This window comes from Phocaeicola sp. GP0067 (assembly GCF_031119655.1).
Classification (GTDB): Bacteria; Bacteroidota; Bacteroidia; order Bacteroidales; family Bacteroidaceae; genus Phocaeicola; species Phocaeicola vulgatus.
The window spans coordinates 117,883-143,430 of sequence record NZ_JAVHZY010000003.1 but is presented as its reverse complement, the minus strand read 5'-3'; the positions used below and the strand labels follow the sequence as shown (position 1 = coordinate 143,430).

Below are 25,548 nucleotides of genomic sequence, written 5' to 3'. Positions count from 1 at the left end.
TTTGACCGGCATGACGATGGCCGGAGAGTGTATGGCAAACGGTTCCTTCCCGTCATTTCTTTGCTTTGTCTGGCAGGATTTCCCTGTCGGTTGCCGTACGGCAGAGCATCAGTTTCCCTGAACCGATATGCTTGTACCCTTCCACGAGCTTCCCTTCGGCCAGCATCTTTTCGTAGATCTCACGGATATAGCGCCACGCCGGGGAGGTGTTTGAATAGACGGAACTCTCACGGAACGTCTTGACCCGGAGTTTTTCGACAAGTATCTCCTGCACCTGCTCACGGCTCTTGTACAAGTTTCGGCGTCTGGTGTGGAAGGCTTCGCTGAATATCCCCTCAATGCCCATGGCATGGACTTCGCGATAATACGCCAGTTCTTCCTCTTCCGTCAGGTCGAGGATTTCCCCGTAGGTGTCGGTACGCAGGTATTGGAATGTCGTACCTTGCGTCAGAATCTTCTCGATGCGTTCGATAAGTTCTTTCCTTACGGGACCGGAGAGTTCTTGCGGGTGGCAGTAGAGCCGTGTCTTATCCAGCACGACATCCGGACAACCGCCGTATTTGCGCTCCTCGATTGTGAAGCCGTTTTGCGAGAACAGGCGTCTGATTTCGGCGAAAAATGCCTCTGTCTTTTCCTCTGACATATCATGTCCCCATTCGTAACCAGATTCGATGCGGAAGTAGGTGTCTGTATATATCGGTTTATCCATTTTTACAGTGTTGTTTTTTAGATGTTGTCATATTAAGCATAGCCCGGAAACCAACCATCCGGTTTCCGGGCATCCTTGAGATTGTTGTCAGATACGTATGGAATTGAATACCTTGTCGATGTCCTCCTGCGCCAACCCGATGTAGCGTCGTGTGGTCTCCAGATTGGAATGGCGGAATATCTGGTTGAGCAGGATCAGGGCTTCCGCCGAACGCCCCATCATCTCGTAGACATAGCGCCCGAAGGTCTTGCGGAAGGTATGTGTGGAAAAAGCGCGTATGGGAATTCGGTATCTGACCCGGAACACCTTAAGCAACCGGTTGATGTATTCCAGAGAGTACGGATTGCCGGTTTGCGGGTTCATGAAAATTAGGTTTTCCACATCGGGGCTGCCCTGCAGCCCGTACAGATGCCGCGTTTTTTCCTGTACATACAGGCTGAACTTCACCATACGGCTCTTGCGGGTTTTCTTCTCCGTCTTTACCAGCCGGTTGCGGCCGAGCACGTCTTTCCATCGCAGTGTACGTACGTCCGAAGCCCGGAATGCCGTACAGAATGACAGCCAGCAGTAGGTCGCCCACAGGTATTCACCGTCTTTTTCCAATGCATCGAGCAATTTTCGGAACATATCCATGGGAAGGTAGTCCGCTGTTGTCAGTTGTCCTCTGATGCGGGTCATGGTCAGGCTTCAGGCAGGTTTTCCGAGAGCATCAGCTCGGCCAATGCCCCGTTCTGGGGAATCATGGCTGGAATGTCCGTACGGCCGGGTTTGTAGATTTCGGTTGCCACGTTATAGATGTCCCACGCTGTAAGTGTTTTCTTCTCCTCGGCAAGTTTGAGCAGATCCTCGGTAAAAATTGAAATTTGGGACTGGTTGAGCGGGTAGGTTTCCACCTTGGAAGAGAGGCGTTTGTCGGAACTGTCATGTGATACGCGCAAGGCGGTCAGCAGGCCGATGTAGGCGTACATTCCCACGGGAGTAATCACTTTCGCTTTCAGACGGCGGATACGTTCCCGGTCCTCGTTCATCTGCACTTCGAAGTTAGACAACCATTCATCCACGCGCTCGAAAAGCTGTTCGGTGGAGACCTTTTCTTTCCCATAGTTCGAAACGCTGCGTTCGGGAGAGAGGATGCACTGGTTGTGGCACACTTTAACGCAGGGGCCTATTGCAGCCTGTATGCCGTCCTGATGGAACGCAACGACCAGCGTGGTGGTCAACTCGTCCGTTTCCCATTCTTTGATGCGGATGGTCGTGTAGACACGGCGTAGAATATGTGCCTCGACAGCCGATGTTCCGAACTTCTGTTCCACCTGGGGCAGGACGACCACGCCGGGCTGGGCTTTGTTCTTGTTCTGAGCGGCAAAGATTTCCTCCACCTCGTAGTTCAGGTTGTGTTTCTGGCAGAAACCCGCCATGCGCTCTATCACCTCGTAATGGTAGATTCCCTTGAGCGGGTTGCCGTAGATGTCATTCTCCTTGTGTGTGCGCCGGAGCGTGTCGAGCGTCATCACCTCGACGTTGTTGTTCTGGAAATCGAACTGCACGGGGGCAGCCGTTGTTGCTAATGCTGTTGCCATAATGATTGGTGTTAAAAAGTTATACAATAAGAAAGGCGGTGGAGCGTCGTCCATCGCCTTTTCAGGATTCATTTTGTGAGTTTAGGCAGGTAGCACCTGCATATCAAGTCCGTGATACTCGGGTAATACACGTTGCCATAAGTTCCGTATGGTCCGAAACGGGCAAGGAAGCGGAAGTAAAAATCTACCGGACGCCGGTAGCTCGTCTGTATTTTGGTTTTCAACAGGCGGTAGGCGTACTCGTCAGAATTTTCCACCTTGACCTTGCGCCCGTTGAAATAATAGTTTCCCTCCTCATCTGAAGAAAACGATACCTCTTCCTTTGCCGGACGCTCGCCGGCAACGACCCGGAAGAAGTCTCCCAAGGAGTGGCAATCCTGGTATTCTACCGGAATCGTGTCGCCCTCTCGCAGTTTCACGTCCAGCTTGTCAAGCAGTACCTTGATGGCGGGCGTGTAGATATTTTCGGATTGGAAGCATCTTGTATCTCGCCAGTATTTCTCGAAAAGAGAGCCGGTTTCAAGAAGCAGTGACAGGGTTTCATGCGCAGTCTGCGGTTTATCGGCCAGATACGGAATATACTCGGTCACCAGTATGGAAAGTGAAAGATACTCCTCCGGTTGCAGTTCGCTCTTCTGGTGCGGGTTACAGTGCCTCTCAAGCAGGGAGTCGATGTCGGCTTCCCGCAAGCTTTCGTCCGTCCATGCCAGGCAACCTTCTCTTTTGCAGGCGGGACATTTATCCGCTCCATACGGCAGGAGCATCACCTTGCCGCAATCGGAACAGGTGACCAGATCGCCACGTTCCGTATAAACATCTACCGTTTCCATTCTCAATCCTCCACGTAAGGCCATTCAAGGCGGCAGCCATTGCATACAGCCACGCCCTCGTCACTCAGAATGTCAATATCTGTGCCCCTACATTCGGGGCATACCGGTGCCTTTTTCTTATCCATTCGTCGACCTGCCGCTTCTTCCTTCAGAATCAGCGGCACCCAGTATGCCGATGTGCCGAAATCCCGTATCCCACTTTCACCCTGTATGGGTTCACAGTCCTTTGTCTCCATGTATTTCTGGGAGTCCGGCCAGCATACGGCACGGTAACATTTGTCCCGATTGGGAGATTTGCCGGTATGGCGTATATAGTCTTCCTCGGACACGTAAAGCGCCCCGTTATCCCCGCTTTCCCATGCCGGGTAACCGGTTCCTTCTTCCTCGAAAGGGGCACTGTCCTCGGGAAATTCCACGAGCACATACAGTATGTCATCCCATGCCAGGGAACACTCGTCGCAGTGGAACCGGCTTTCGTGAATATCATAACGGATATTTTCCGAATTGCATTTCGGACAGATAATATCTTTGTTCTTTACTTTCGGAAAACCCAGGATTTCTCCGGCGATAATTTCCATACTGGGCCAGAACAACTGTTCATAGTAATCTTTCGCCATCTTTTCCGCCAAGTTCCGCATGTCGTCATCGCTGATCTTTTTCACATCGAAACCTTTCCCTTCCAGGTCATCGCGATGGACGGACGTGATGGGGAAATACCCGGCGTTCAGTTCCCGAATAAATAGTTTTTCTTCTTCTGTTGGTTCGGGTAGGTTGTTCAAATAGTCCCTGAGTCGTTGATAAAGTTCTCTTACCATAATTTTATTTCTTTAGATTTAAAATCCAAACAAGGTTGGATAATTCATTTATAGTATTGTCAGCCCATGCACCTAATTGGAGTATGAAGGGGCTGGAATCATCTATGACCGCTCCAAGGCAGGCTGTTTGCTCATAGTTTATTTTTGTTCAAATGAAAGTATTCGGCCTGAACGTTTCACCTTTGGCAGAACAGATTGCTACATAAAGATTGTTTCAAACAGTGATACAATAAAAAATAGCCCCGGTGCTTGCTTTTTTGATTATATTATTTTATCTTTGATCAATGTCTAACCTAAAAATCACGCCATGAAAATTTTAACCTTTTTCCATCTTTTATTTTTTTTACTTTTAGTCAGTGGTTGTAATAATTCAGATATGCCAGTTGATCCCATTCCCCAGCTTATTGAAATCTCCGAAAAAGATACGGATATGGAGCTGAATGCTTTTTTTCTTGCCGTTGACAGTCTTAATGATAATTATCTTCCTTATACTACGCGCACCAATATTAGGAAATGGGGAAGCCGATTTTTATCCGCAGTTGTTGACGCTTCTGTCGGTGCTGTGGCTTCAGCGGCCACTACTCCCATAGGAGGAACAATTATAGGCACAGGAGCTTCATGGGCATATGAGGAATATTTGGGTAATATTCTGGACAAAGTTGAAAGCAGTTCGTCCACAGGAACCGACAATCAGGCTTTTGTTCCAGTGGTTATATTCGCACCCGAAAGAGGAAATATGACGTTTGTTGATTCTGTCGGTTATTATCATAATATGCTGTTGGCAGAGATCGCAAAATCGGGTAAGACATATCTTGATCAGAACGGTGAGGTAGACATGGAAGAGTTATTCACAGATATAACAGCTATGCTTGATGAAAAAAAACAGGTACATTCTGGAGCTTCAGTTCAAAATGAACTTGCAGCCTTTTCCTCCCCTGTATCTATTTTTATAAACACGCTCAATCCAGATGATGAACAGACTCTCGACAAGAGTTTTACAAGTTTTGAGTCGGAAGGTGAAGCATTAGGGATATCTGTAAAGGAGCTCAGTAGCATAAAAGAAATATGTAGTAAAATATCAAATGTCATACTCTACTTGGAAAATGAAAAGACTATAGAATATGGAGAAAAACTTTATAAGATCATAGATGATTCTAATATTTCGGAAACACAAAAGCAAAGCTTTAAAATTTTGGATAACATTATAGTGAATAGTAAACTTTATTGGACAACAGTCCAATGATATATTAACTTTTATCTATATTTTCCATATGAAAACAATACAGGTCAGTTTCAAATATAAGTTGTGGTATATGCTGGGGCTTCTGGCTGTTTATTTTACTTATCTTTTTGCTTGTTATGTGGTAACCCGTAACGTCACGGAGACTTTGTACAATGTGCCTGTTTGGGGAATTCCCTGTCTTTTTATCTACTATATTCTCATCCATAGAATGAAAATAGTGGTTACAGACGGAGGAGAACTGGTCTACAAACCGTCCAACAGTCTTTTCTGTGAAACAATTGATATTCAGAAAATAGACAGCGCCTCTCTGGAGAGGGGGCTCCTGCTTACCAGGGCGGTCATCCGTTACAACGGTAAAGAGCGTGCATTCCTATATCCGCAGGATGTTCCCGCTTTTTTGGAATTGCTGCAATCCTTTCGTGAGGGGAGCTGTGATACGAAATCCCTACAAAAATAAAACTCACAGTGGAATGCTGAATCTCCGTTTAACTCATGAATCAGGAGAAAAACGAGAACCGACTACAAGAGGGAGTTTACCGGATAATTCGTTTTTTATTTGTTCATTACCGGGCTGGGCTACAATGATGACCAATGATTGATTTCCTGCATTCTCTTGTAAAAGTGTTCGTCCTCCAACCTGCAGCCAGCGGTCGAAGTCGTCAAGCTGTTCCTCTTCGTTTTGGAATCCACCAAATTCATGCGGGCGTTCGGCTTCGTAAGTCTGTAACTCCTGTCCGTCCGGGATGCGCTGCTCCCGGATGATGTTCAATCCAAGTCCCTATCCATTGTCGTCCTCCTTATTTTTCCTATATTTTGACAGCAGAGTTTTCATGGACCAACCGCAAAGAGCCATTAGCAATCCTTCACAATCATCTATACGGTAGGAACTTATCAAGTCTCTCGCCTTATGGCGGCAAGTCTCATCATCGCTGTTTATCTCTCCCAAAAGCGTTTCAATAAAAGTTTCACAATTCTCTTCCGAGGCAAGAACATCTTCCATAGTCTCATAGCTGTCCGTTTCTTCTACTGACGTTTCTGGGGAACCGGCATGATTATGCTTTACAGTGGACAGATATATGTTACCAATCTGCGTCGGAACTTTTTTCCGATAGAATCTGTCAATTGACAAAATGTAGTCTTCAGTTTCCCAAGCAGTTTTCGCATGATGTTCAGAAAATTCTTTGGCCCATTCAACGATATCGGCCATGACCGCACGGGAATCCTTGTCTTTGCAGAGGTCGTCCGCCCCGGCATTATAGGCCAGATCAGCAACGGTTTCCAACAATTTGAAACCGCCATTACAGTCTTTACCATTGGAACGCAGCCATAAGTCCACGTCAATGGCATCCTCTTCCGTTGTCCCGTTATGCAGGCACAGACACTGCCCGTTGCCGTCATGGCATACGAGGACCGGATGTTTGGTGTCGGGACATATCCGTACCAGTAGTTCATTGGGGGCAAGTGTTTCGGTGTCACACCCATTGAGCATTGTAGGAAGCGTCTGGTTGACCAGATTTAGGATTTCCAATTCCTCCTTTGTTTCGGACGGCTTGGAGACCAACAGGTTCTGTATATGTTTAAGAAGATTGTAAACCATGAGTCAATAATTGTTATGTTCTTTCCATATTTTACGTTTCTCGTCGTAGTTCTTGTTTTCCCACCATATATTGCAGGCATTTACAAATGCCTGACGCTTGTTCTGACGGTAGCCTGTAATCTTCTCCATCTGATTTGAATCCAGCGAATCCCACCATTCCTGCATACGTTCCTTAAATTTTTTAAGCGTGGTAAAGGGCAGATGGTCCTCGCATTCGTCACACCAGTTGTCCTCACGGTCAATGCCCGTAGTGCCAATGAATATGCGGGTATTCGGATCCACCCATGCCTGTGTCTGGATATTGTCTGAACCGCACTCGTCGCATACGGTAATCCCGTCGTCATCAGTATCATCAGGGATAAACCCGTATTCTTCCAGCCAGTGGGTGATATTAAGCAGTCCTTCGGTCTGTACGTTTTCGGCAGGCTCATCAAAATCCTCGCCGCCCTCACCGTTGAGCGTGCAGAGCAGTTTGCCGTTCCCGTCGATGAAAAGTTCATAAACTGTCGCACCTTCGTAACCGCCGTATCCGTAAAAAACGGGATTATGGACCACCACTATCGGGGAGGTTTCATACTCCGGTGATTCCGACTCCCGGTAATGTACGCCACGGTTACGGTAAAACGTGCCGATAATATTGTTCTCTTTTTCCACGGCATGGCGAATTTTCCTCAAAAGTGATTCTCTGATGGAGATGACACTGAGTTGCACATAATCCTTACGGATACGCCTGTACACTTCCATCTCGAAGTTGTCTTGGACGGAATCGAAAGGGGATACGCTGGCGTTTTCTTGGATATATTTGTCCTCGTTGAAGTTATAGTGCCGGCAGACAATATTCCTGATGCGGTGAAATTCCTCCCCGGCAAATTCGTGGATGCCATCCTCGCTTAGCGAAGTCGGGAAATAGCAACCAGGCATGTGCACTGTCATTTCACGGTAAAGCGCGTCATCATCTTCCGGAAAAATTCTGCCTGTTTCCGGTACTGTGGGATTCTCTTGTTTCATGTTGCTTGTTTTTTTATCTGTAGTTGGACAGTTTCCGGTTTGCCGCCCGTTGCATGGCGGTCACCATATTCTTATGTCATAATCTTTAAAATAGTATTCCAACTCTTTTAATCCTTCCAAAGAGTGCAGCTCGTTCTTTCCGGTCACTTCGATGTCGACGGATACTGCATTTTCATCTTTGATGTTTACTTTGGCATTGTCAAACACGCATCTTACATATTCTTCAATGCGTGAGGCAGGCAGGTCGTTTTTTACAATATTAAGTACCATATTATTTATTGTTCATTAAATGTCTGTTACGTTCATAAACCGGGCACCGCTTGCGGTATCTGCATTCGCCCCGGGCCGCATCGGTATGCGCCCGGTGCCATTCATCCCAGCTCTTCACTCCATTGTCTGTAAGGAATATGATCAGTTGCATGCAGCAGAAACCGCGTTCCTCTCATTTCCGGTCATGAAGGTTGTCCAGCCTGTTGTCCTTGAATCTCATTTGGAGGATTATTACAAGGAAATCATTTCCACGATGGCACGGATCGTGTCATCCTCGAAATATCCCAGCGGGATTACCGCACAAGGAATACAGTCTTTTGAAAGCATGATATCAGGAATATACACGTTCTTTTCCGCATCAAAGATGACGGGCTTGCCCGCATCATCGGTCAGGTCCCATTTACCACCGTTGTGTTTCAGCTGCCCCATGACATAGCCGAGCATCTCGGATACTTCGGCATTTTCTTCTGGTTTAATCGTTTTACTTGTTTCCATATCAATATTTATTATTTTTTTGCTTTTAGCATTTGTTCTCTCATGGCAAGCAGTATTGCCTCGATACCACGGATGCTTTCCTCGTTCTCTTTCAGTTTGTAATAGTAGGCGTTCGCTTCGTTGTAATCTTCCCGTGCCTTGCGCAACCTGCACTCTTTGACATCACGGACCTGTTCATGGGACAGGTCGTAACCGATGAACTCGTCCATGAAATAGGAAACCGTACGCCCGTAATAGTGGTCCGTGCGAGTTTCCACCGCAGTACGGATAATGTCGTCGCACCGCCTTCCGAGTGTCCGGAGCACATCGCTGATATGCCGGTCGTGGTACTCGTAACCGAAGAAACGGATATACCACTCGTGTTCCTGCCGGTTTGTCTTCCCCGCGTAATACTCGTACCATCGGGCGTCGCACTTGGTGTGTCTCTGGGCAACTTTGAATATGGCGTACTCTTCACCGATCCATGTAAAACGTGAGAGTATCTCGCTCGCTTCTTCCTCATAGTAGCTATCCCGCCAATTCAATTCTTCGGTCTGGCTGAGCGGGAGGAATGACTGTTTGGTGATCCACTGCCCAAAACCTTTGTGCGTGACATGCGGAAGCCCTTTCACGACCTTGCTCCATGCCTCGTTGCAGGCTTCGTCCTGTGAAGGGAAACTTTCGGGAAAGCGTTCCCTGTCCGTGCCGTCACGCAACACTTCGTTCCAATCCTTGTCGCAGACAATGAGGGTGAGGCCCTCCCTCACATGACAGTCGCGTTCGCAATAGCCGTAGGGAGCATCGCAGAGCGTGTACCACTCCTTCGGTCCATAACCGTCATCACGACCTAGATAACGTCCGGGCTTACCCTTCTCTGTCTGCACCTCCCACACTTCCGTGCAGTTTCCACGGTCGATATGGTGCAGACGTACCCTGATTTCCTTATTATCTCGTTTTCCTTCCATATCATTTATTTTTAGGATGGCTCGTCTTCTCTTTTTCGAGAATCCGGTAGATCTCTTCAAGGTCATGCTCGTTGTCTATCGGTTGCCCGTATTCCGTATCCACGATGACCACCCCGGCATTGGCAAGGTGACATCCTGCTATCGTCTTGTCATAGTCGCTCCATTCAGGATCGATTTCTGTTACCGTGTTAAATTCAAGTCCGTATGATGTCTTCATTGTATTTCCAGTTATTATGCGTATTTTTCTATTTTATGCTGCCGCTTTGTTCAGCCCGTCGATAATATGCCTGCATTCGGCTTCCAGTTCTTTCAGACATTCCGTACCATAGAATCCCCAACAACTGTCCAGTTCATTGTCATCGTCACTTTCCGGCATGATGCGATACCCGAAAACTTCCCCGGTATAGTAGTTGTCAAGGGTACTGATTTCGTCTTGCAAATATTCCTCGATCCGCTTCCTGCGTTCCGCGGTGATGTTCTTCCACCCGTATTCCCGGCGCACCTTGTCCAACGGTACCGCGATGATGCCGAAAAATCCGGAATCCCACGGGCAGCTGAACGGCGAGGTGGATATTGTAATGCCGCCATGGTCGTAGAGATAGACCAGCAGGGCGATATATTCCTTCAGGAACGATTCCCGGAAATTTCCGATATGCCCTTCAAAAACCTTGTCAATATCGAAGTGGTCATCGAACTCCTTCTCCGGGCGGTAGCGACGATGTGCCGTATAAAGCGTACCGAGATTGTCATACGCTTCACGCGGGCTTCGGGCGTCATCATCATAGTAGATGTTGATGTGATACCCGTTATATTTGATTTGATTATATAGGTTCATTTGCCTGTGTATTATGTCTTGTTACAAAGTCTTACAAATTGTTCCGTAATCTCGTCCCGCTCGAACTCGTCGCAGTTCAGGTCGAAGAACATACCCGAAGCCGCGAGCATGTCATGGGCTTCCCCGTAGGTGAGGTCGTTCCTGTGACTGTATCTGTCCACCATGTCCCGATGTTCGGCTTCCGCCCGGTCGTGCAGCCTCATTTTATACTGCCTGTACCATGCGGGGAACTGTTCCTTGGAAACCATATGTTCCAGCTGCAAGTCCCGGTATCTTCCCGGTGCCAGCAGGATGTGGCCGTCAATGTAGGACTTCGCCTCGGCTATGATCCCCTCCCTGGTGAAGGGACGGTGGGAGCGTGCCGTGAAATGCACCCATCCGCCATGCAGCGGGTGTTCGATTTCAATCTGCACACCCCATTGTCTGACGTGTACCACGATATAGGCAGCCTGACCGGGGAACATATCGTCCTTGAGGCTCACTTCCCGGCAGGCCGGCGGGTCAACATGGATGTAGTGGTCCTGCCTTGCGCCCCCGAGGAACCTTTCAAGCTGTCGCATCGACTGGCAGTAGATGAATGTTCCCACGCGGCACTGGCCGCGACGGATGTCGCCGTAATAGTACTTTCTTGTCCTTGCTCCGGTAATGCGGGACTCGTCCGATGCCTCGAAATAACTCCGGTAGGTATCGTCCGTACGGCAGAAGTCATATATTTCCTGAAAAGTCCTTGTTTTCATTTGTTACTCCTTTTTATGTATTGTCTTCTTCCGGCGGGGGAAATTCCCCCGTCTTGTAAAATATCTCTCTGAGACGGTCCGCCTGTTCCGCCAGGCCTTTCTTCCTGACAGCCGACACGGCCTTGCGTGCGGCCTTCTCGTACATGCCCAGCAGTACCGCCTCGGGCAGGCGTTTCGTCCGCCACACCTCCTGTGCGGTGGTGAGCATTTCCACCTCGCAGCCCAGATGGGCGGCTGTGAGGATAATGACGGCATTGCCGATAAAGTTCGGTATGCGTTCTTCCCGTTGTTCTCCTTTCATTGTTCCGTGCCTTTAATCCGTTTCGAACTCATCTTCATAGACCTCGATCTCCTTACCGCTTTCGCAGATGCGTACCAGCCAGGTGTATTGGAGCCATTCCAGCAGCTCTATACGGCGATAGCCCTTGTAGGCCACTTTCAATGTTGCAATGTCTCCCGGTTTCATGTCAGGCGGGTATTTCAAATTGGACATGGAAATGGAATTCGCTTATCAGGCTGCAGATATGCGGTACTGATTTAGGATCCTCCCCGTAAGGGTAGAAGATGGTCCGGCAACGTGTCAGGCATCGGATACCCTGTTTTCGTAACCGGTACAGCAGGTAAGCCCTGCGTCGTAGTTGTTTCTTGCTCATCGTATAAAGGATTATGTCGTTTTGATTAGAATAGTGGTATGGTCGTCAAACCGGGGTATTTCTTTACGTTTTCGATGTAATGCCTCCATTGAAAGAAGCTCATCTTGTGTTAACAGGGATGAGCATCATTTTAGTGGAGGGAGTACTGATTTATTCTGACCCGCCACACCGTGCCGCCTACCGGACGGACCGGGTTGACGGCCTACTTCTTACGCCATGCCGCCATCTTCTTCTTGATGTTGATATTGTTGTCCGCCAGCATTTTTTTCAGGACTGCCAGCAACCGCCATCCTTCTCCGTTTTTATACTCTTCCGCTTTTGCTGACAGGAACGCCAGTGACTGGTACTTGTCCAGCCTGCGCCCCGAATCGTCAATGGCCGTGCAGCCGTGGAAACGGATCAGGTTCTGCATGGTAAAGAACGCCCCGGCGCCCTTATAGGCGTCCATCCATGCCTTGCTTTGAGGAGTATCCCATGGCAGCCGGATACGGCGGTCATTGAACTGTCTGACCGCGTTGTAAAGCTGTGTGGCGTCCAGCGCGTGCCTGATGTGGGTTATCGCGATGGAAAGCGGGTAGTACAGTTTGGATTGCAGGTCCTCCACGAAAATATTACGACCGTGTACACGCTTGTAGGGAACTCCCTTGCATTTTCTTGTTTCCAGGTTACCCACGTGTTTTTTCAGCGCACTGACATAGTCGCTCGCGATGGCCAAAACCACATCACGGTTGAACCAGCGGTTTCTCTCGGTAAAACCCGTGATGTCCTTGTGTTCCATCTTCATCTGGGCGTACAGCTCGTTCAGAAGCATTTTCCACTGGTAATCATAGCCTTTCCTGTGGATCATCTCGGTCACCCCTGCCGGCTCTTTCCGGCGGTGATGCGTATATGACATCATGTGGAACATCTGCGCCATGACCCACCGGCGGAAGAGACGGTTGTTGGGAACGGTACCCTGTGCCATGATGCTGCCGAATATCGGGTCGTTGTCATCCAGGATGGTAAGTTTCCCGTCCTTGTTGGAGGCGACGTACTCGCCGCCCTCGGCTCCCTGCATGGCGAACAGACAGCTCACGTCCACACCAGCGCCTCGGAGCGCCTCGATACGCTCGCGCGCCCCTTTGGGAAGTCCGGCAGGGGGATTATGACCGGCCACCGCCGGATAGACCGTGCCCAAACCCGAATTCTTGCCGACAACGATGCCCGTGGCGGTAAATTCCTTGTCCGCGATGGCGAATTCCGTGCCACATCCGGGACACAGGATTTTTGTCTCTTGTTTCTTTCTGCTCATTGTGAATTTGTTAATAGTTGATTACTTCCGGGCTCCACCCATTCTCTGAGTATCACCAGGTCCTTGTCTTTTTCGCTTTGCCAGAACCATTTGCCCATCGTTTCGGGATTCCATGTGAACCCGCCCATAATCCGGCAGAGGATATAGAATTCCAGCTCGAATTGAGCGGTGTCCCGGTGTTGCCCGTACAGCATGTCCCCGTCCTCGAGGTCACTTTCGGGCAATGCCATGAAATACCGGCGGGACTTGCTCTGGCTGCGCTCCGATGGTATCGAATGTTTATAGCGGCGGTACAGCTCCTCCACATCCGTGAAAAAATCCCCGCAGCCGTACTCCGGCAACCACGGAGCGCCATCATGCCTGCCGTTCCGTATCATGTGTCTCCCGTTTACTTTTAAACTTCTGGACTGGAAATCAATCCGGAAATTTGCGCCGTTCTCTATGGCGGTGACGGTTTCTCGGTAAATATCTTCCATTTTCTCACCTGTTTACAATTAATGGCACTCAAACCCCTGGCGCGTATCTTTATAGTCCTGATAAATACAGTAGGACTTCGGTCCTGAACCAGGTAGTTGCCTGGCTCAGGACCAAGCTTGAATACTGTATCTTGAATTTGGGTTCCTCGTGCATATGCGGTCGCGCTACCTTCTGTTCAGGGGGGCTCATCCGGACGGCACATCCCTTTAAAAACCTGATACGGGCCGCGAGTACGGCTGGATCCTGTGTCATCTGTCGTGTTAGCAGGAGATGACAAAGGTTCCAGCCGCGTAAATCGCGGCTCTGTTGAAATCCCGGCCTTGCCCCCTTTGCCCTGTGCTGTTCTTTTTGCGGTTCCCGGAATGCCGGCACGTTCCTTTACAGGTCCGATGTCTGCTGTGGCGGAAGCCGGAATGGCGCCGTCGTATGACGTTAGGGATACGACGGCGCGATACGGGCTTATCGGGGACAGCGGGCTGAATCCATTCCCCTGAACCGCACGTTCCCGTGCTGGAAAAGACTGAAAGTTCTCATAATACCGGCACATGGCTTTATGCTTCCGATGTATCCCGCGTATGGGTCTTCTGCGGAGTCCGAAGGCGACGGTCAGCCGCCTTCAGACTCGGAAAGAAGACGTCGGTACGCGGGATGCTCAAACCTATTCCTTGAACTTTCCCGGTGTGCTCCGGTAACGGGTGCGGGACAGACGGCACATGACTTTAATTTCCCGATACATTACAGGCGCAGCCAGAATCGAGATGGGATTAACCGGGTGTTAGACCGGTTAATTCCTATATGGATTCTGGTTATAAGCCTGTAACGTTGAATAACCTGCCCGTTCACCTGTTCTGCCGTGTGCCCGGCATGCCCTATAACGATGCTACCAGCGTATTGTACACCGCCCGGCTCGTCAATAAGGCGCCGCGCATGCATCCTATGGTCAGGTAGCCCGGAATGATTCCCGGGGTCTTGCCCCGGTTCGCCTTCACGTTGCGCCCTTTGCCCCGGACAATGCAGCCGTCCTGCCCGGTACTGACATATCCCAGACCGCCTACCTTCCGCTTGCCCGTACTTACGGCCCGCAGGCAGTCCATCACGAACTTGTTCAGTTCGTCAAGGTCCCTGCGGACATTGCATACCGGAAGCACCTGGATCGCCCAGCTGAACTCACCGTTGCCCTTATACAGGTAGCGGTTGACTGCATTGACCGCTTTTGCCGGGGTAGTGCGGGGATTGCGGATCGTGCGGCGTTCAATCTCTTTCTGAAAAGTCTTGATACGGCTTGCCGAAGGGGAGATCATGTCCCCCTTGATGCTGAACCCGAGAAACTTGAACCAGCGGTCGGACATCAGGTATTCCACCTTCTTCGGGTTGAGCTTCATGCTTTTCTCGCCGAGCCTTTGTTCCAGCACTTGCATTGCTTTCCCGTAGTCTTTCCCGATGAACAGCATGTCGTCCGAGTATCGGATGTAGTAGCCTGTCATTCCTGAGAGTTCCCCGTCGAGATCATGGAGCAGCACGTCGGCCAGCCAGCTTGCCACGGGACAGCCCTGTTTGAGGGACTGGTACTTGGCTTGAAGGCGGTTGTCTTCATCGAAGTAAAGATCGTTGTGGTAGTACTTCCTGAGCACGTCAATTAAGGAGGAGCGTCCGTGTCTGGCCTCGACCTTGTCGAACGCCTCGTCAATGTACCGTATCGGCACACTATCGAAATATTTGCTCAGGTCCGACTTCCAGCCCAGAATGCCGCCGCCTCTCGTTTCCGCTATCCGGCGGCTGGCCTCGGTGACTACGCTACCACAGCCGATACCGCTTTGGTAGGACTTACACGAGGGGTGTACCATTTCCGGCATGAGTTCAAAGAGCAGGTCGTTGGCAATGCCCAGCACTACCCGGTCGACGGGCTCGTTGATGTATACCGTACGGAACTCGCCGTTCTCCTTCGGTATCTGTGCGGTATGCGGGGGGGCGATTTCGTACTTCCCCTGTATCATGGCATCGGCCATGGCCATACGGGTATGCTCGTCGGTCAGCCGGATAAGCTGGTCTTTCCGGATGTCTTTCAGCACTCCTTTCTCAATGGCCTTTCTCCACCGGCCGATATCGAAGAACATCTGTAATATCTTGTCTGACATGGTTCGTATGTTTTTTGTTATTTTTCCTGACAATACCGTTCAAAGTGTTGGAGGTTATAACTTTCTGTCTGCAGGTTCTCCCAGCAGTCCCGGATAAACTCCTCCCGTACCTCAGCTTTTGCCTGCGGGAATTCTTCCTCCAGCACTCTTCGGGCAAATTCTTTCCAGTTCCCGTTTTCTGCCAGTTCCTTGCGGATTTCAGGCAACAGCCGTTCGTATTCTTCTACCGTTCCGCACAAGGACAGCAGGTCGTCATTTGAGAGGTACTCTTCCGCGTCGTGGATTTTTCCGGCCTCGTCGGTAGGGATGAGAATTTTTCCTTCCGCAGTCAGCTCTACCGATACGGCACTGCTGCAGGCTGCAAAACCGTACTTGTCGTATATGGTCACCGAACAGGGATAGAATCCCTTCCCGTCCAGCAGGTCACCGGCCGGATCACCCGTCGGAAGGATGAAGCGGACTTTCCGCCCGTATTTTTGCCCAAGGTATTCCTTGAGCAGGCGCATAAGTTTTTCACGGGTAGCGGCCATATATTCTTTGCCGGCATCTTTTTCCTTGACAAGTTTCGGCAGGATGTCGTCCGGCATGGGAATGCCGGTATCCGATATGCCGTTTTCTTGCGTTTTACTCGGTTCTTTTTTCATTTTCAATTGTCTTTATCTGTGTATATCGTATCATTTCCCTGTCTCATCCCCTTTCTACAAATGCGGTGAGGCCTTCTTGCGGGAGGAGGAACTCCTTTTCCTGTTCACAGTAATAATAAATACCTTCATCGATCCTTTCTGCGGCTTTTGAAACGGGTGCGCCGCTCCTGCGTCCGATGAGCTTCCTCTGCAATGCGGTGACCGATACGGTTGTTTCCATTTCCTGTTCCGTCCCCCGGAACAGTGTCAGCTTCCTTATGGGGTACTCCTTTCCCTGCCACTCAATGACGTCGAGCAGGCTTCCCTCTTCGGGATATACCCTGCAGAATGCAGCGTGCACGCTTGCCGACACCTTGCCACAAAGCAGGCATATCTGTTCTCCCAGGCCCAGACAGCTGTTTCTGATCATCGCTTCGAGCAGGTCCGTGCCTGCCCCGTTGTCCGCTGCCTGTATGAGAGCCTCCCAGTATCCCCTGCCGAAGTGGCTTATGAAGGGCACGAGCTGCGAAGCCCTGACCGTCTTTTCCGACCCGCATCCCGATTGCAGCGCCTCTATTCCGGCGGATACCAGCTGTACCCTTGTGTCGCCCTGCACGGGAGGATATACGGGGCAGCACACCTGCATGGTTTCCATCAGGTCTTCGCTTTCGTTGTACCAGCGTACCTGTTCCCCGAATCTTATGAAATCATATCTGTCCATTTTTCTTTGTCTTCATTGTTCTGTTGTTGTTTACAATTCTTCCGGTTCTCCATCGTTGATACTTCGGTAGAAACGGTCTCCGTCCGCCCATTTCTTGGCGGCGATAGCCAGCCCGAACGCTTCCTCTATGGAAAGTCCGTCGGCGGGAAGGGCATCAAGGAGTTCTCCCATGCATACATCGTTCCCGCCATACTCTTCCTGCACCTTCCCGAGTGTCATTCTGCCTTTGTCCGTCTTTTTGCGGCACAAAAGCATCTGTTGTATCCAATTTATCATGCGGTTCTTTTATTAAAGGAAATTTTTGGCATAACTGCGGGCTTCATTGAAAGTGTTGAAACCGATTCCACTCACGCAAGAGATTGCCCAGTATCTCAATTTCCTGCTTTCGGCACGGGCAAGATAGATTTGCCCGATACAAATCCCGTCTTTGAGGATGCCATGCCACTTGTCTTTTTTAATCCGTATCATGTTCCGGCATTCATTAGTCCATTTTCCAAAATCCGTAATCGGAGCCGTTACCGGGGTGGGCACCGAAATAGTAATCCTCCGGGGAGCAGCTGTCAAGCGTGTCGAACAGCGATTCCAGCAATCCGGCCGCGTCATCGCTGTTCCACCATTCAGCATCCTTGTCTTCCATGGCATGGGCGGGAACGGCATCCATCACCTGCACGTACTCCGGTGTGTCACGGATAACATCCATGAACACCGGGATCAGGTCTTGCGTACGCATCGTGCTATGGGAAATGCTCTCGCCGGGGATGGCATGGATCCGGTTCTGTGTCCTCTCGTCTATGAACATGTCCTTTTAGATGAATGGAAGTCTGGTATCCTGTAACATGGGGGCCAGCATCCGGCACATTTCGTAAGAGGCCTCGTTGCGCCCGTCGATACGGCGCGGGTCACGCTCCGCCATGGCGAGAATACCGGCTTTTACAGTTCTGAAGAATGTCTGTTCCAGTGTCTTGTGGAAATAAGGAAGCGCCTGGGCGAAACGTTCGGACTTGAATCCCAAATCGTTCATGGCGTATTCCAGCTGTTTGGCCGCCTTGTACTCGCGGCTGTTCTCCAGGCTTTCCGGAATATCACCGAACTGTGCGGTCTGGAGCTGGCGTTCCAGTTCGATGACGGCCACCGAAAGCAACAGCTTGATGGCTTCCGGGTTGCCGATACCGTGTTTCTGCCCGTCAGCGGTATGGAACTCGATCAGGTTTACACTGTTATTCTCTTGTAATTCTTTGTAGCATGCGAGGGTCTCGCTGAGCGTTTTTGCTTTCTCTTTATCCATAATTTTATCTGATTTGATTGTTATTGCACACAAGTACGTCCCCGACGATGAAGTCTTTCGATGTCGGGTGATGAGCACGGAATATCCTGCTCGCTTCAAGATTGAGGGACAGAGGGATAAGTTTGCCTTCCTCGTTGACGACCATTGTCGTGTTCCCGTCCAGTTCCACCAGTTCGATGTAGCCGCCGACAATCGCCTGCATCTCCTCCAGCGTGAAGTCTGAGCCATTGGCTGGCTGCACGGGTTGGCGTGTTCCGTCCGTTTTGATGATTTCTGTCATAGTTGCTTTGAAATTTTAAGATTCATGACTCGCCAGTATATCCAAAATCTGTTGCAAAGGAAATTTTTCAGTCCAGAATCGCTCCTCGGTATGTTTGCCGTACGCCCGGTATCTGGCTTCCCCGTTTGCAAATACCGCCAAGATATGGCTGACCAGCACATTGTCCGGCGGAACCAACCTTTCCAGTTCCGTTTCGGTCAGTTCCACGAAGCACCAGTTATTGTCTTCCGGCAAGTCCTCGCTGCCCAGTATCCCGTCCTCGTCCGGCTGGTAAAAACCAACCGATATGTCATAAAAGTTCAAAGACTGGAAACTGATGTCATCCTTGAATGGCTTGACGGCTTCCAGCCTGCCGGACTGTGTCTGTCTCCACTCTTTTGACAGGTACACGATTGCAAAGTCGCAGCAATCCCATGCACTGTCAGTTCCTGCCTTGAGCAGGAGGTATGGGGTAGGTTCATTTGAGATTTTCATCGTATTTCCCTCCTTTTATGCCACGCGTGATACCGTTTCACGGTGCGTAGCTGGTTAATGATATGGCCAAAAAGCTCGCGTGAATAGATGCGGTAATGGAACACGGCCGAATACTCGCATACATTGCCGTGAAAGTCCACGTGGGAGCGGTCATCCGCAAAGTCGAACAAGTCGCCCTGGATTTCCAGCGTGTATTTGTTCTTCCGTAGCCAGTCAAAAAACTCGAAGATGTCCTTCTTTTGGGAGTAGAAAGTGCAGTATTCGTAGCGGTTTCCGCGCAGGTTCCTCAGCAATGCCGCCATCTCGTTCCGTTCCCGGCGGTCGCCAAATTCGGATCCCGTCCGAGTGGCGAGGTTCTTCAGGAAATATATTTTACCTCCATACTCGAAATAGTACGGTATGTAGGTGACCGTCTTTTTGTACCAATTGACATATTTGACAAAGGAAGCCTTCTTGACGATAGCGGGATGCAGGTTTACTTTCTCCATGTGTTCCCGAATCTGGCGGTAGATTTCCGCATTGGAAAGACGTATGGGACGTTCCGCTCGGAAATACCTGCCGTCCGACTCGAAACAGAGCGCGTACAGGTTTCGGTAATACGGTTCCCCGACAAAGAACCAGTCGCTCTGCATGCGGGCCGGAGGCAGGCATTCCAGCAGTTCGTAATAACGTTCCTCCGTAATTTCATGGAAAGGCTTGCAAAGTGCCCGGGTATAACGCTTCACAAGCAGTGTCATGCGTACCGGTGATACAGCGACCAGGTACGGATTCTTCTCCCTTTCGCGCAGTGCTTCCAGCGTCTCGCCGCCGTAGTCGCTGTGCATGTCATCCGACATCGACGTGAGGCATGTTCCGTCGAAATAACGTGAATCTATGATGTATTTCATGATGCCGGTATGTTAGAAGTCGATACGCAATACGTGCCGTGCGGCGGATTCTGCCGCCAGTGTCAGTTGCCGCTGCCATGCCTGGTGGCTCGGCGCCCATTTGAATGCGGTCTTTTTCAACAGTGTCCGGGTCTGTTCGTCCGGTTTCCCGTCGAAAAGTATCTGCAGTCGGTTCTCCCCGTAATTCCATACCAGTCTGCCGCCGTCAAACGGTATTTCACGGTTCTCACGGCCGGCCTGTTCCTGCTGTTTCTCCCGCACCTTGCGGGCAATCTCGGGGTATTTGAAGATGGAATGACGCTCCGTGACGACGGGTTTCCCGCCCTTGCCGTTCCACTCGCGGAGGCGGGCGACGGCACGGTCGATCATTTCGACATTGCCATGGTTGGCATATGTGGAGAGCCGTCCGGCAAGATTGCTGACGAAAAGGGAGCGGCTATAACCGCGTGATGTGCCCGTATCAATGCCACGGATGGTGGCGGCCGTGTCGTCGATGTCAGCTTTGACCCTCTGCCATTCCTCTTCGGCACGCCGTTCTTCGGGCTTGGCGGCTTCGAGGGCCTTGCGTATCGCTTCGAGGGCACGTTCGCGCCACTCTCTGAATGCCGTAACACTCTTGTTGTGGCTGTTGCAGGCCTTTTCGTTACGGGCGGTGTTAAATCTCGCAGGTCCCGTGATCATCGCGCTGGCACAGCGGCTGTTGGCGGCAATCATTGCCGAGAAATAGCGTTTGTAGTTTTCCATGTAACGTTCCCGCTGCTGTTCGGGCATAGACTGCAAATCCTCGTGCAGTTCCTTTTCGTGCGAGGCGATGTCCGTTTCGCCCCGCTCTTCGGGTGAGAACGAGGTGAGATTATAGGAGTCGCACGCCCGGCGGAAGTATTCTTCCAGATAACCCGGATGCGCCACTTCCACAACCTCCCAGTCCTTGAAATTCGCCGGGGTGAGGATTTCTTCCCCGCCCGGCTTCCCGACAAGGTGGGAATAGCTGCAATACCCGTGTCTCTTTCCCCTGAAAAGAAACGCCACCGGCTCGCTTTCCGGGGCATCCACACGCCGCACCATGGTCACACGGTGGGCATTTTCCTTTGTCAATAATGTTGTTTCCATACCTTTCTTCTTGATTTCGTTATTTGATTGTTTCCGATTTTTATTGTTGCTTCATCCGGGCGGCATGGTCCATTACAGAGGCGAACCCCACTTCAATACCTATCTGGTATCCGCCCTTGATGGTCGATTCCAAATCCGCCTCGCTTTCGATCAGGGATTCCGAATCATCGGCATAAAGCCTGTACAGGGAGAATACGTCTGCCTCCCATAGCTTCCGGGCATTTTCCGCTGATACAAGCAGCCACACGAAACCGTCCTCACAGGTTACCTTGACGGCGGCTTCGCTATGGCTCAGAGTCCGCCACTCCTTAATGTCCAGTGCCACCCTCCACACGATATACATCAGAGCGTCGTGGCGGCTTTTAACATCGGGGGAATCGCACAGGCGGCTGACCGCGTCTTTGAGGGTCCGAAAAGAGTCCGCCATGAACTGCTCCACGACATACGGCTTCCCAGCAATGGCAGAACAGGCTTCGTCTGCCCTGCCTGATTCCGGCACGGCCTGAATATCCTCCTCTTCAAGGAAGATTTCACGGTACAGGCAATCCATGTAATAATATGATTTCATTCCGGTTGTTCTTTAGGGGTGAAAGTGATTCTCGTATGTCCGTCATAACCGAACTTGACCTGCAGCCCAAAGGCTTCGGCATCGCTCGATATGACACAGATATCCCAGATACTGAGTTCCGTACCACAGGTTATGACAGTATTGTCTTCTGAAATCTGCGGTGACTTGTCTTTCAATGCGGCTCCGCCGCAGATACCGCGCAGGATCACACCACGCCGGTGGGTCGATAAGTTGTTTGTTCCCATGGTTCTCCTGTTTGTTTTTCCGTTATTTTTGCCATTCTTTTTTTTCTCCTGTTTGTAAAAGCATAGGGGCATTCCGCCCCCATGGTTGTTATTAATTCATATTATTTTGTACTGACTGTCTGTGGCGCCTGTTCCACAAGGGTGTACCGAAGTGCCGGTTTTCCATTTCGGAATATGGTAAACGAGTTGCCTTGTACCTGCACGTCCTTTGCTTTTGGCCACCAGAGCCACGAGAGTTTCCCGCCGCTGAGGAAAGCCACGGCATTGCCCTGTACTTTGCCGACCTCACGTACGCCCATATCCTCGTTGCCTCCGGACAGCCTGACGCAGTGCCAGTTGGAACCGAGTTCCATTTTTCTTTTTACATCTGCTAATGTTCTCATTATGTCTTGTTTTGATTATTGCATTATACCGCATGTATCCGGCATTTCCGGTTGCAACTTCTGAGATTGTCGGCATATACCGGGTATGACCTGTTCATCCAGTCAGGAAACCCTTCACGGAAGCAGTGTTCCGGAGTCAGGTATTCTTTGCGCAAACGTTTCCTGTGGCGTCTTTTTGTCCTGTTTTCGACGGCATGGGGAACTTTGGGTATCCGTGGCGTATGCCATTTCCCGCCGGAATAAGTTGCGACATATTCCTGTTGAGGTTCGTCATTCTTGTAGCTGCACACCATGACAGCCGGTTTTTCGCTGAGTATCCCGGCATCGGCAAGCCCGCTGAGTGTACCTTTGGCAGCCTTGAAATTTACAAAGCAGCCCAGACTCATGGTACGGTCTGTGGAGAATATCTCTACCATGTTGAAATATATTATAAGTTATCTGTTTTCAGTGTTTCCTTTTACCTCACGTTCCAAACTGGGGATAACAGCGGGACGTAGCTCACCCAGTGAAGGGTGATTTGAAGGCAGCCCTGCTGCACTACGTCAACCGTGTTATGTCGGGGGTGGGAACGGCATCTCACGACGCAAAGAAGTAAATTGTGGAAGTTAAATAGGAAGTGTGGGTGTACGGGAATCGAACCCGTTTTCAGCCAAGACCTGAAGCACCCGTGAATTTAATCTGGCATCTCCCTGTAAAACGGGAGTTATGCTGATGGCGGCATTTTGCCCGTAAGTGTTTGCCCGGATGTGCCACGCTGCATAACAATGGCGGTAATACGGCAAATAGCAACATCTTTACTCTCACAAACCACTTTGTTGCAGGATATACCATTGGCATACAGTGATATGTAGACAGTTGGACGGAAAAAGCCCGCAAAGTCGGCACACTGCCATACAATGCGGGCATGTTACCTGCAATTCACTGGAAATTCCAATGAATCAGGCGGCAGTTTTCATATCAGTGGCAGGTTGTTGTCCTGCCGCCTGTTCGGAAACAGATCCGGCGGTTGTTTCAGCGGTTACTTCAGCAGGCTGTTCTTGGGACTGTCCGGCAGCCGGTTGTTCGGTTGCTTTGTTTCTGCCTGCGTTTCTGCCTTTGCCCTTGCTTTTGGCGCCCGCCTGTTCCGCCACGGTTCCGGCAGTCGTTTCTACGGTCACTGCTGCCGGGACTTCGGCAGGTTGTGGTACCGGTTGTTCCGCTTCTCTTGGCAGCGCCACACGGAAACCAAGCGCATCAAAGGACGCTTTTGCGGCGGCGTGGATAGCTTTCTTGTAGTCACGTGCCGTGCGTTCAAAGTCCTTTTTGGTCGGTACAAGACCGATTTTTGCCCATACGGACTCTTCCAACTCAAAGCGTTTCACCGTTTCACCCTTTTCGGTGCGGAAGATGACGGCACACGGAGTTGCGGCACGGAGTTTCGAGCGGATGCCGTCGTTCGCCTCACGCAATTTGATTTCTTCGGCTTTGACAGCCCAGAAAGTCATCACCACATTTTTCCACACACGGAAAATTTCATCCTGCGTCTTGTCTTTCGGTTCATAATCCGCACCGAAGAACTGTTGGGCAGTTTCTTTTTCATTGCCGTCACGGTCTGTACTTTTGTACACAAGGATCACACCTTTCAACCCGTTCACCAAATTTACAAACTGTTCTGAATTTAATCTGCTTGTTGCCATAATGATAAAGTATTAGTTACTACGCAAAAGTGCGTATTGCGAGCACTTCCGGAATCGAACCGGAAATCTCACATTGCTGCGAAATGTGGCAGCCATTGCCACGTGCCCATACCCCGCCCATGTATTTCACCCTACATGCGCGGGTTTTAATTCATTTCCGCAACTTTCTTAACGTGCCCTATAGTTTGCTCGCAAAAAAATACTATATTTGCAATGTTAAATGACAAATTCCTGTAACTTCGCATCATGGCAAACGCTCGCTTACTCCAATTTCGACAAGACGTTTCTTTGGCACGTCCCGGATCTTTTCCAATCCGGCAGATAACTTTAAGGTGAGGCATTTAGGCGTTCTGCCGAGCCGGATATTGCGCATAGCATTGGCATATACATTTACCGGCGTCCCCTATACGGATAGTTTTTACCGTTACCGTGCATTTTATTCCGAGCGCACTGGGCGCAATTATGGCATTATTCTTACACGTCCTTTTTCATACAACTTGCACTTCCAAATTTGCGTGCTTTGTGTATGCGGTCTAAAAACACGTTTTTAGCCGTTCCAACTTGCTACATTGGTTTGTAGTCTTGCTCGGTGTGGTTATTTAACACCCTATTTAATCGCTCCAAAGCGAACAAGCGAATTTTTGATTTTCCAAGCCTCAAAAATAGGTTTCCCACAAAAAAGGCTTTTTGTTTCTCGCTCTTGGCGGTTTGGTCTGTCTGTTTCTTAAATCTTTTTTTTTACTATCTATATTTTTATTCTTTTTTCTCCGTACTTGTTTGCCGTTTGTTTGGCTTTCGAGTACATGACTATTATAAAACCGTTTTTCAGAACTGCAAAACTTTTTGAGAAATTTTTTTTGATTGTTTCAAAAACAACCCTTTTGCGAATATGGAACGCACGCACGCGGGGAAGGTTTATAAGTAATTGAATATCAAACAAATATAAAAAGTGATTTTCTTTGAAAAAAATTTTTTCCTTTGCAAAAATCAAAAAAGCCCCGTTTCAATGTATGTATAAAATCAAAATTTGTTTGGTTTATTGATTATCAGACTATTATCTACTTAAAACGGATAAAATAGGACTGAAAAGTTTTTTTCGCTTTCAATTTGTAAGTAAAGATAATAAAAAAGACGTTTTTAGGCTTACTTTATATAAAAGTAAGACAAGTAACTTATTATAAATCAATAAAATAACAATTTTAAAAAGAACCGGGTGGGTGTACTCCAAGGTGCGGATTCGATTTCTATCCTCGGGGCATTTTTCCAAATCCCGTTTTTTAAAACGGCCAAATATGGGGCCCTGTCATAAAATTGTAAGTAGACGTCAAAAAATATATAGTAACGGGACATGGACTTACAGTGGATTTAAATACAATCATAACTGTTATTCCTGCGTTTATAAGACATTTCCAGGCCACAGATACACATACTTCCGGTTTTCATGGATATACAGACTTTCAGAAGATTTTCGTTTCTTGCAGGTAAGACCGACTTTGGGGAACACCGGAAATGGGGATATAAATATATAGTCCCAAAGTACTCCTCCCTTTGGTACATATTCTTGGTTTTACCGGTAAAAAACGGCTTGTTGAATCCTGTAAAGCAGTATGTTAAGATGGGATTTTCACCGATAGGGAGTACGATGTTACAGCCTATTTGTTAAACATATAGAATATA

38 protein-coding genes are annotated in these 25,548 nt (G+C 49.5%); 3 read left to right on the top strand and 35 right to left on the bottom strand.

Annotation, left to right across the window (positions count from 1 at the left end; translation table 11 throughout):
* Positions 1-52: 52 nt before the first annotated feature.
* The 5 genes from RE317_RS03850 to RE317_RS03830 all read right to left on the bottom strand — a co-directional run bounded on the left by RE317_RS03850 (position 53) and on the right by RE317_RS03830 (position 3,934).
* A complete protein-coding gene (locus RE317_RS03850; RefSeq protein WP_230297239.1) occupies positions 53-709 on the bottom strand; it encodes a hypothetical protein in 657 nt (218 codons plus the stop codon).
* Between the two features lie 87 nt (positions 710-796).
* Positions 797-1,387 carry a tyrosine-type recombinase/integrase gene (locus RE317_RS03845; protein WP_195589133.1) on the bottom strand — a complete coding sequence of 197 codons (591 nt, stop codon included), beginning with the start codon at positions 1,385-1,387 and terminating at the stop codon, positions 797-799.
* A 2-nt stretch (positions 1,388-1,389) separates the two neighbouring features.
* Positions 1,390-2,289 carry a DUF932 domain-containing protein gene (locus tag RE317_RS03840; protein ID WP_195589118.1) on the bottom strand — a complete coding sequence of 300 codons (900 nt, stop codon included), beginning with the start codon at positions 2,287-2,289 and terminating at the stop codon, positions 1,390-1,392.
* 68 nt (positions 2,290-2,357) lie between these two features.
* Positions 2,358-3,143: a hypothetical protein gene (locus RE317_RS03835; RefSeq protein ID WP_195589115.1), complete on the bottom strand. Its 786-nt coding sequence runs from the start codon at positions 3,141-3,143 to the stop codon at positions 2,358-2,360.
* On the bottom strand, positions 3,122-3,934 hold the full coding sequence (locus tag RE317_RS03830; protein ID WP_195589112.1) for a hypothetical protein: 813 nt from the start codon (positions 3,932-3,934) through the stop codon (positions 3,122-3,124). The genes RE317_RS03835 and RE317_RS03830 overlap by 22 nt, the downstream gene beginning before the upstream one ends.
* Before the next feature lie 307 nt (positions 3,935-4,241).
* Between RE317_RS03830 and RE317_RS03825 the strand changes: the two genes are divergently transcribed.
* A complete protein-coding gene (locus tag RE317_RS03825; protein WP_195589108.1) occupies positions 4,242-5,177 on the top strand; it encodes a hypothetical protein in 936 nt (311 codons plus the stop codon).
* A gap of 28 nt (positions 5,178-5,205) precedes the next feature.
* Entirely contained in the window at positions 5,206-5,634 is a 429-nt protein-coding gene (locus tag RE317_RS03820) for a hypothetical protein (protein WP_195589105.1), read from the top strand.
* 33 nt (positions 5,635-5,667) lie between these two features.
* Here RE317_RS03820 and RE317_RS03815 read toward each other — a convergent pair whose 3' ends face one another.
* From RE317_RS03815 to RE317_RS03750, 14 genes are all read right to left on the bottom strand, one after another.
* On the bottom strand, positions 5,668-5,946 hold the full coding sequence (locus RE317_RS03815; protein ID WP_230297198.1) for a hypothetical protein: 279 nt from the start codon (positions 5,944-5,946) through the stop codon (positions 5,668-5,670).
* Positions 5,947-5,955: 9 nt separating this feature from the next.
* A complete protein-coding gene (locus tag RE317_RS03810; protein ID WP_229101765.1) occupies positions 5,956-6,774 on the bottom strand; it encodes a hypothetical protein in 819 nt (272 codons plus the stop codon).
* Positions 6,775-6,777: 3 nt separating this feature from the next.
* Positions 6,778-7,782, bottom strand: a complete 1,005-nt coding sequence (locus RE317_RS03805; RefSeq protein WP_032577809.1) for a hypothetical protein — start codon at positions 7,780-7,782, stop codon at positions 6,778-6,780.
* A gap of 60 nt (positions 7,783-7,842) precedes the next feature.
* On the bottom strand, positions 7,843-8,052 hold the full coding sequence (locus tag RE317_RS03800; protein WP_032577808.1) for a hypothetical protein: 210 nt from the start codon (positions 8,050-8,052) through the stop codon (positions 7,843-7,845).
* Between the two features lie 231 nt (positions 8,053-8,283).
* Entirely contained in the window at positions 8,284-8,547 is a 264-nt protein-coding gene (locus RE317_RS03795; protein ID WP_032577806.1) for a hypothetical protein, read from the bottom strand.
* Between the two features lie 11 nt (positions 8,548-8,558).
* Positions 8,559-9,491, bottom strand: a complete 933-nt coding sequence (locus RE317_RS03790) for a hypothetical protein (RefSeq protein ID WP_032577805.1) — start codon at positions 9,489-9,491, stop codon at positions 8,559-8,561.
* 1 nt (position 9,492) lies between these two features.
* Positions 9,493-9,708, bottom strand: coding sequence for a hypothetical protein (locus tag RE317_RS03785; protein WP_230297199.1), 216 nt, complete (start codon positions 9,706-9,708; stop codon positions 9,493-9,495).
* A 33-nt stretch (positions 9,709-9,741) separates the two neighbouring features.
* On the bottom strand, positions 9,742-10,326 hold the full coding sequence (locus RE317_RS03780; RefSeq protein WP_032577803.1) for a hypothetical protein: 585 nt from the start codon (positions 10,324-10,326) through the stop codon (positions 9,742-9,744).
* Between the two features lie 11 nt (positions 10,327-10,337).
* Entirely contained in the window at positions 10,338-10,763 is a 426-nt protein-coding gene (locus RE317_RS03775; protein WP_234207078.1) for a hypothetical protein, read from the bottom strand.
* Positions 10,764-10,804: 41 nt separating this feature from the next.
* Positions 10,805-11,035 (bottom strand): hypothetical protein, encoded by a 231-nt coding sequence (locus RE317_RS03770; RefSeq protein WP_303266192.1) that lies wholly within the window; start codon positions 11,033-11,035, stop codon positions 10,805-10,807.
* A 41-nt stretch (positions 11,036-11,076) separates the two neighbouring features.
* On the bottom strand, positions 11,077-11,364 hold the full coding sequence (locus RE317_RS03765) for a hypothetical protein (RefSeq protein WP_303266191.1): 288 nt from the start codon (positions 11,362-11,364) through the stop codon (positions 11,077-11,079).
* Between the two features lie 12 nt (positions 11,365-11,376).
* Complete coding sequence (locus RE317_RS03760; RefSeq protein ID WP_303266190.1) at positions 11,377-11,529, bottom strand: hypothetical protein; 153 nt, start codon at positions 11,527-11,529, stop codon at positions 11,377-11,379.
* A 389-nt stretch (positions 11,530-11,918) separates the two neighbouring features.
* On the bottom strand, positions 11,919-13,007 hold the full coding sequence (locus RE317_RS03755) for a ubiquitin carboxyl-hydrolase (protein ID WP_303266189.1): 1,089 nt from the start codon (positions 13,005-13,007) through the stop codon (positions 11,919-11,921).
* Entirely contained in the window at positions 13,004-13,483 is a 480-nt protein-coding gene (locus RE317_RS03750) for a hypothetical protein (protein ID WP_196045610.1), read from the bottom strand. Before RE317_RS03750 ends, RE317_RS03755 begins: the two co-directional genes overlap by 4 nt.
* Before the next feature lie 258 nt (positions 13,484-13,741).
* Here RE317_RS03750 and RE317_RS03745 point away from each other — a divergent pair, with 258 nt between their 5' ends.
* Positions 13,742-13,978 (top strand): hypothetical protein, encoded by a 237-nt coding sequence (locus tag RE317_RS03745; RefSeq protein ID WP_303266187.1) that lies wholly within the window; start codon positions 13,742-13,744, stop codon positions 13,976-13,978.
* Between the two features lie 375 nt (positions 13,979-14,353).
* On the opposite strand, the gene RE317_RS03740 is transcribed toward RE317_RS03745, so the two are convergent.
* From RE317_RS03740 to RE317_RS03665, 16 genes are all read right to left on the bottom strand, one after another.
* Positions 14,354-15,619, bottom strand: coding sequence for a reverse transcriptase domain-containing protein (locus RE317_RS03740; protein ID WP_303266185.1), 1,266 nt, complete (start codon positions 15,617-15,619; stop codon positions 14,354-14,356).
* A 17-nt stretch (positions 15,620-15,636) separates the two neighbouring features.
* Positions 15,637-16,263, bottom strand: coding sequence for a hypothetical protein (locus RE317_RS03735; protein WP_303266184.1), 627 nt, complete (start codon positions 16,261-16,263; stop codon positions 15,637-15,639).
* 43 nt (positions 16,264-16,306) lie between these two features.
* On the bottom strand, positions 16,307-16,963 hold the full coding sequence (locus tag RE317_RS03730) for a hypothetical protein (protein ID WP_303266183.1): 657 nt from the start codon (positions 16,961-16,963) through the stop codon (positions 16,307-16,309).
* Between the two features lie 30 nt (positions 16,964-16,993).
* The gene (locus RE317_RS03725) at positions 16,994-17,239 is read right to left on the bottom strand and encodes a hypothetical protein (protein WP_057279729.1); all 246 of its coding nucleotides are present in this window, start codon (positions 17,237-17,239) and stop codon (positions 16,994-16,996) included.
* Positions 17,240-17,251: 12 nt separating this feature from the next.
* A complete protein-coding gene (locus RE317_RS03720; protein ID WP_032534373.1) occupies positions 17,252-17,431 on the bottom strand; it encodes a hypothetical protein in 180 nt (59 codons plus the stop codon).
* A gap of 13 nt (positions 17,432-17,444) precedes the next feature.
* Positions 17,445-17,762: a hypothetical protein gene (locus RE317_RS03715; protein ID WP_101602782.1), complete on the bottom strand. Its 318-nt coding sequence runs from the start codon at positions 17,760-17,762 to the stop codon at positions 17,445-17,447.
* A gap of 6 nt (positions 17,763-17,768) precedes the next feature.
* Positions 17,769-18,248 carry a hypothetical protein gene (locus tag RE317_RS03710; RefSeq protein ID WP_308821641.1) on the bottom strand — a complete coding sequence of 160 codons (480 nt, stop codon included), beginning with the start codon at positions 18,246-18,248 and terminating at the stop codon, positions 17,769-17,771.
* 4 nt (positions 18,249-18,252) lie between these two features.
* Positions 18,253-18,528 carry a DUF3846 domain-containing protein gene (locus RE317_RS03705; protein ID WP_032577794.1) on the bottom strand — a complete coding sequence of 92 codons (276 nt, stop codon included), beginning with the start codon at positions 18,526-18,528 and terminating at the stop codon, positions 18,253-18,255.
* A gap of 15 nt (positions 18,529-18,543) precedes the next feature.
* Positions 18,544-19,002 (bottom strand): hypothetical protein, encoded by a 459-nt coding sequence (locus RE317_RS03700; RefSeq protein ID WP_032577793.1) that lies wholly within the window; start codon positions 19,000-19,002, stop codon positions 18,544-18,546.
* Positions 18,999-19,889, bottom strand: coding sequence for a hypothetical protein (locus RE317_RS03695; RefSeq protein ID WP_032577791.1), 891 nt, complete (start codon positions 19,887-19,889; stop codon positions 18,999-19,001). The genes RE317_RS03700 and RE317_RS03695 overlap by 4 nt, the downstream gene beginning before the upstream one ends.
* A gap of 12 nt (positions 19,890-19,901) precedes the next feature.
* Positions 19,902-20,999: a hypothetical protein gene (locus tag RE317_RS03690; protein ID WP_032577790.1), complete on the bottom strand. Its 1,098-nt coding sequence runs from the start codon at positions 20,997-20,999 to the stop codon at positions 19,902-19,904.
* 40 nt (positions 21,000-21,039) lie between these two features.
* Positions 21,040-21,567: a hypothetical protein gene (locus RE317_RS03685; protein ID WP_032577788.1), complete on the bottom strand. Its 528-nt coding sequence runs from the start codon at positions 21,565-21,567 to the stop codon at positions 21,040-21,042.
* The gene (locus RE317_RS03680) at positions 21,564-21,812 is read right to left on the bottom strand and encodes a hypothetical protein (RefSeq protein WP_032577813.1); all 249 of its coding nucleotides are present in this window, start codon (positions 21,810-21,812) and stop codon (positions 21,564-21,566) included. Before RE317_RS03680 ends, RE317_RS03685 begins: the two co-directional genes overlap by 4 nt.
* A 101-nt stretch (positions 21,813-21,913) precedes the next feature.
* Positions 21,914-22,195 (bottom strand): hypothetical protein, encoded by a 282-nt coding sequence (locus tag RE317_RS03675; protein ID WP_032534365.1) that lies wholly within the window; start codon positions 22,193-22,195, stop codon positions 21,914-21,916.
* Between the two features lie 23 nt (positions 22,196-22,218).
* Positions 22,219-22,611 (bottom strand): hypothetical protein, encoded by a 393-nt coding sequence (locus RE317_RS03670; RefSeq protein WP_032577786.1) that lies wholly within the window; start codon positions 22,609-22,611, stop codon positions 22,219-22,221.
* Between the two features lie 522 nt (positions 22,612-23,133).
* The gene (locus tag RE317_RS03665; RefSeq protein WP_155268420.1) at positions 23,134-23,871 is read right to left on the bottom strand and encodes a molecular chaperone DnaJ; all 738 of its coding nucleotides are present in this window, start codon (positions 23,869-23,871) and stop codon (positions 23,134-23,136) included.
* Positions 23,872-25,548: the final 1,677 nt, after the last annotated feature.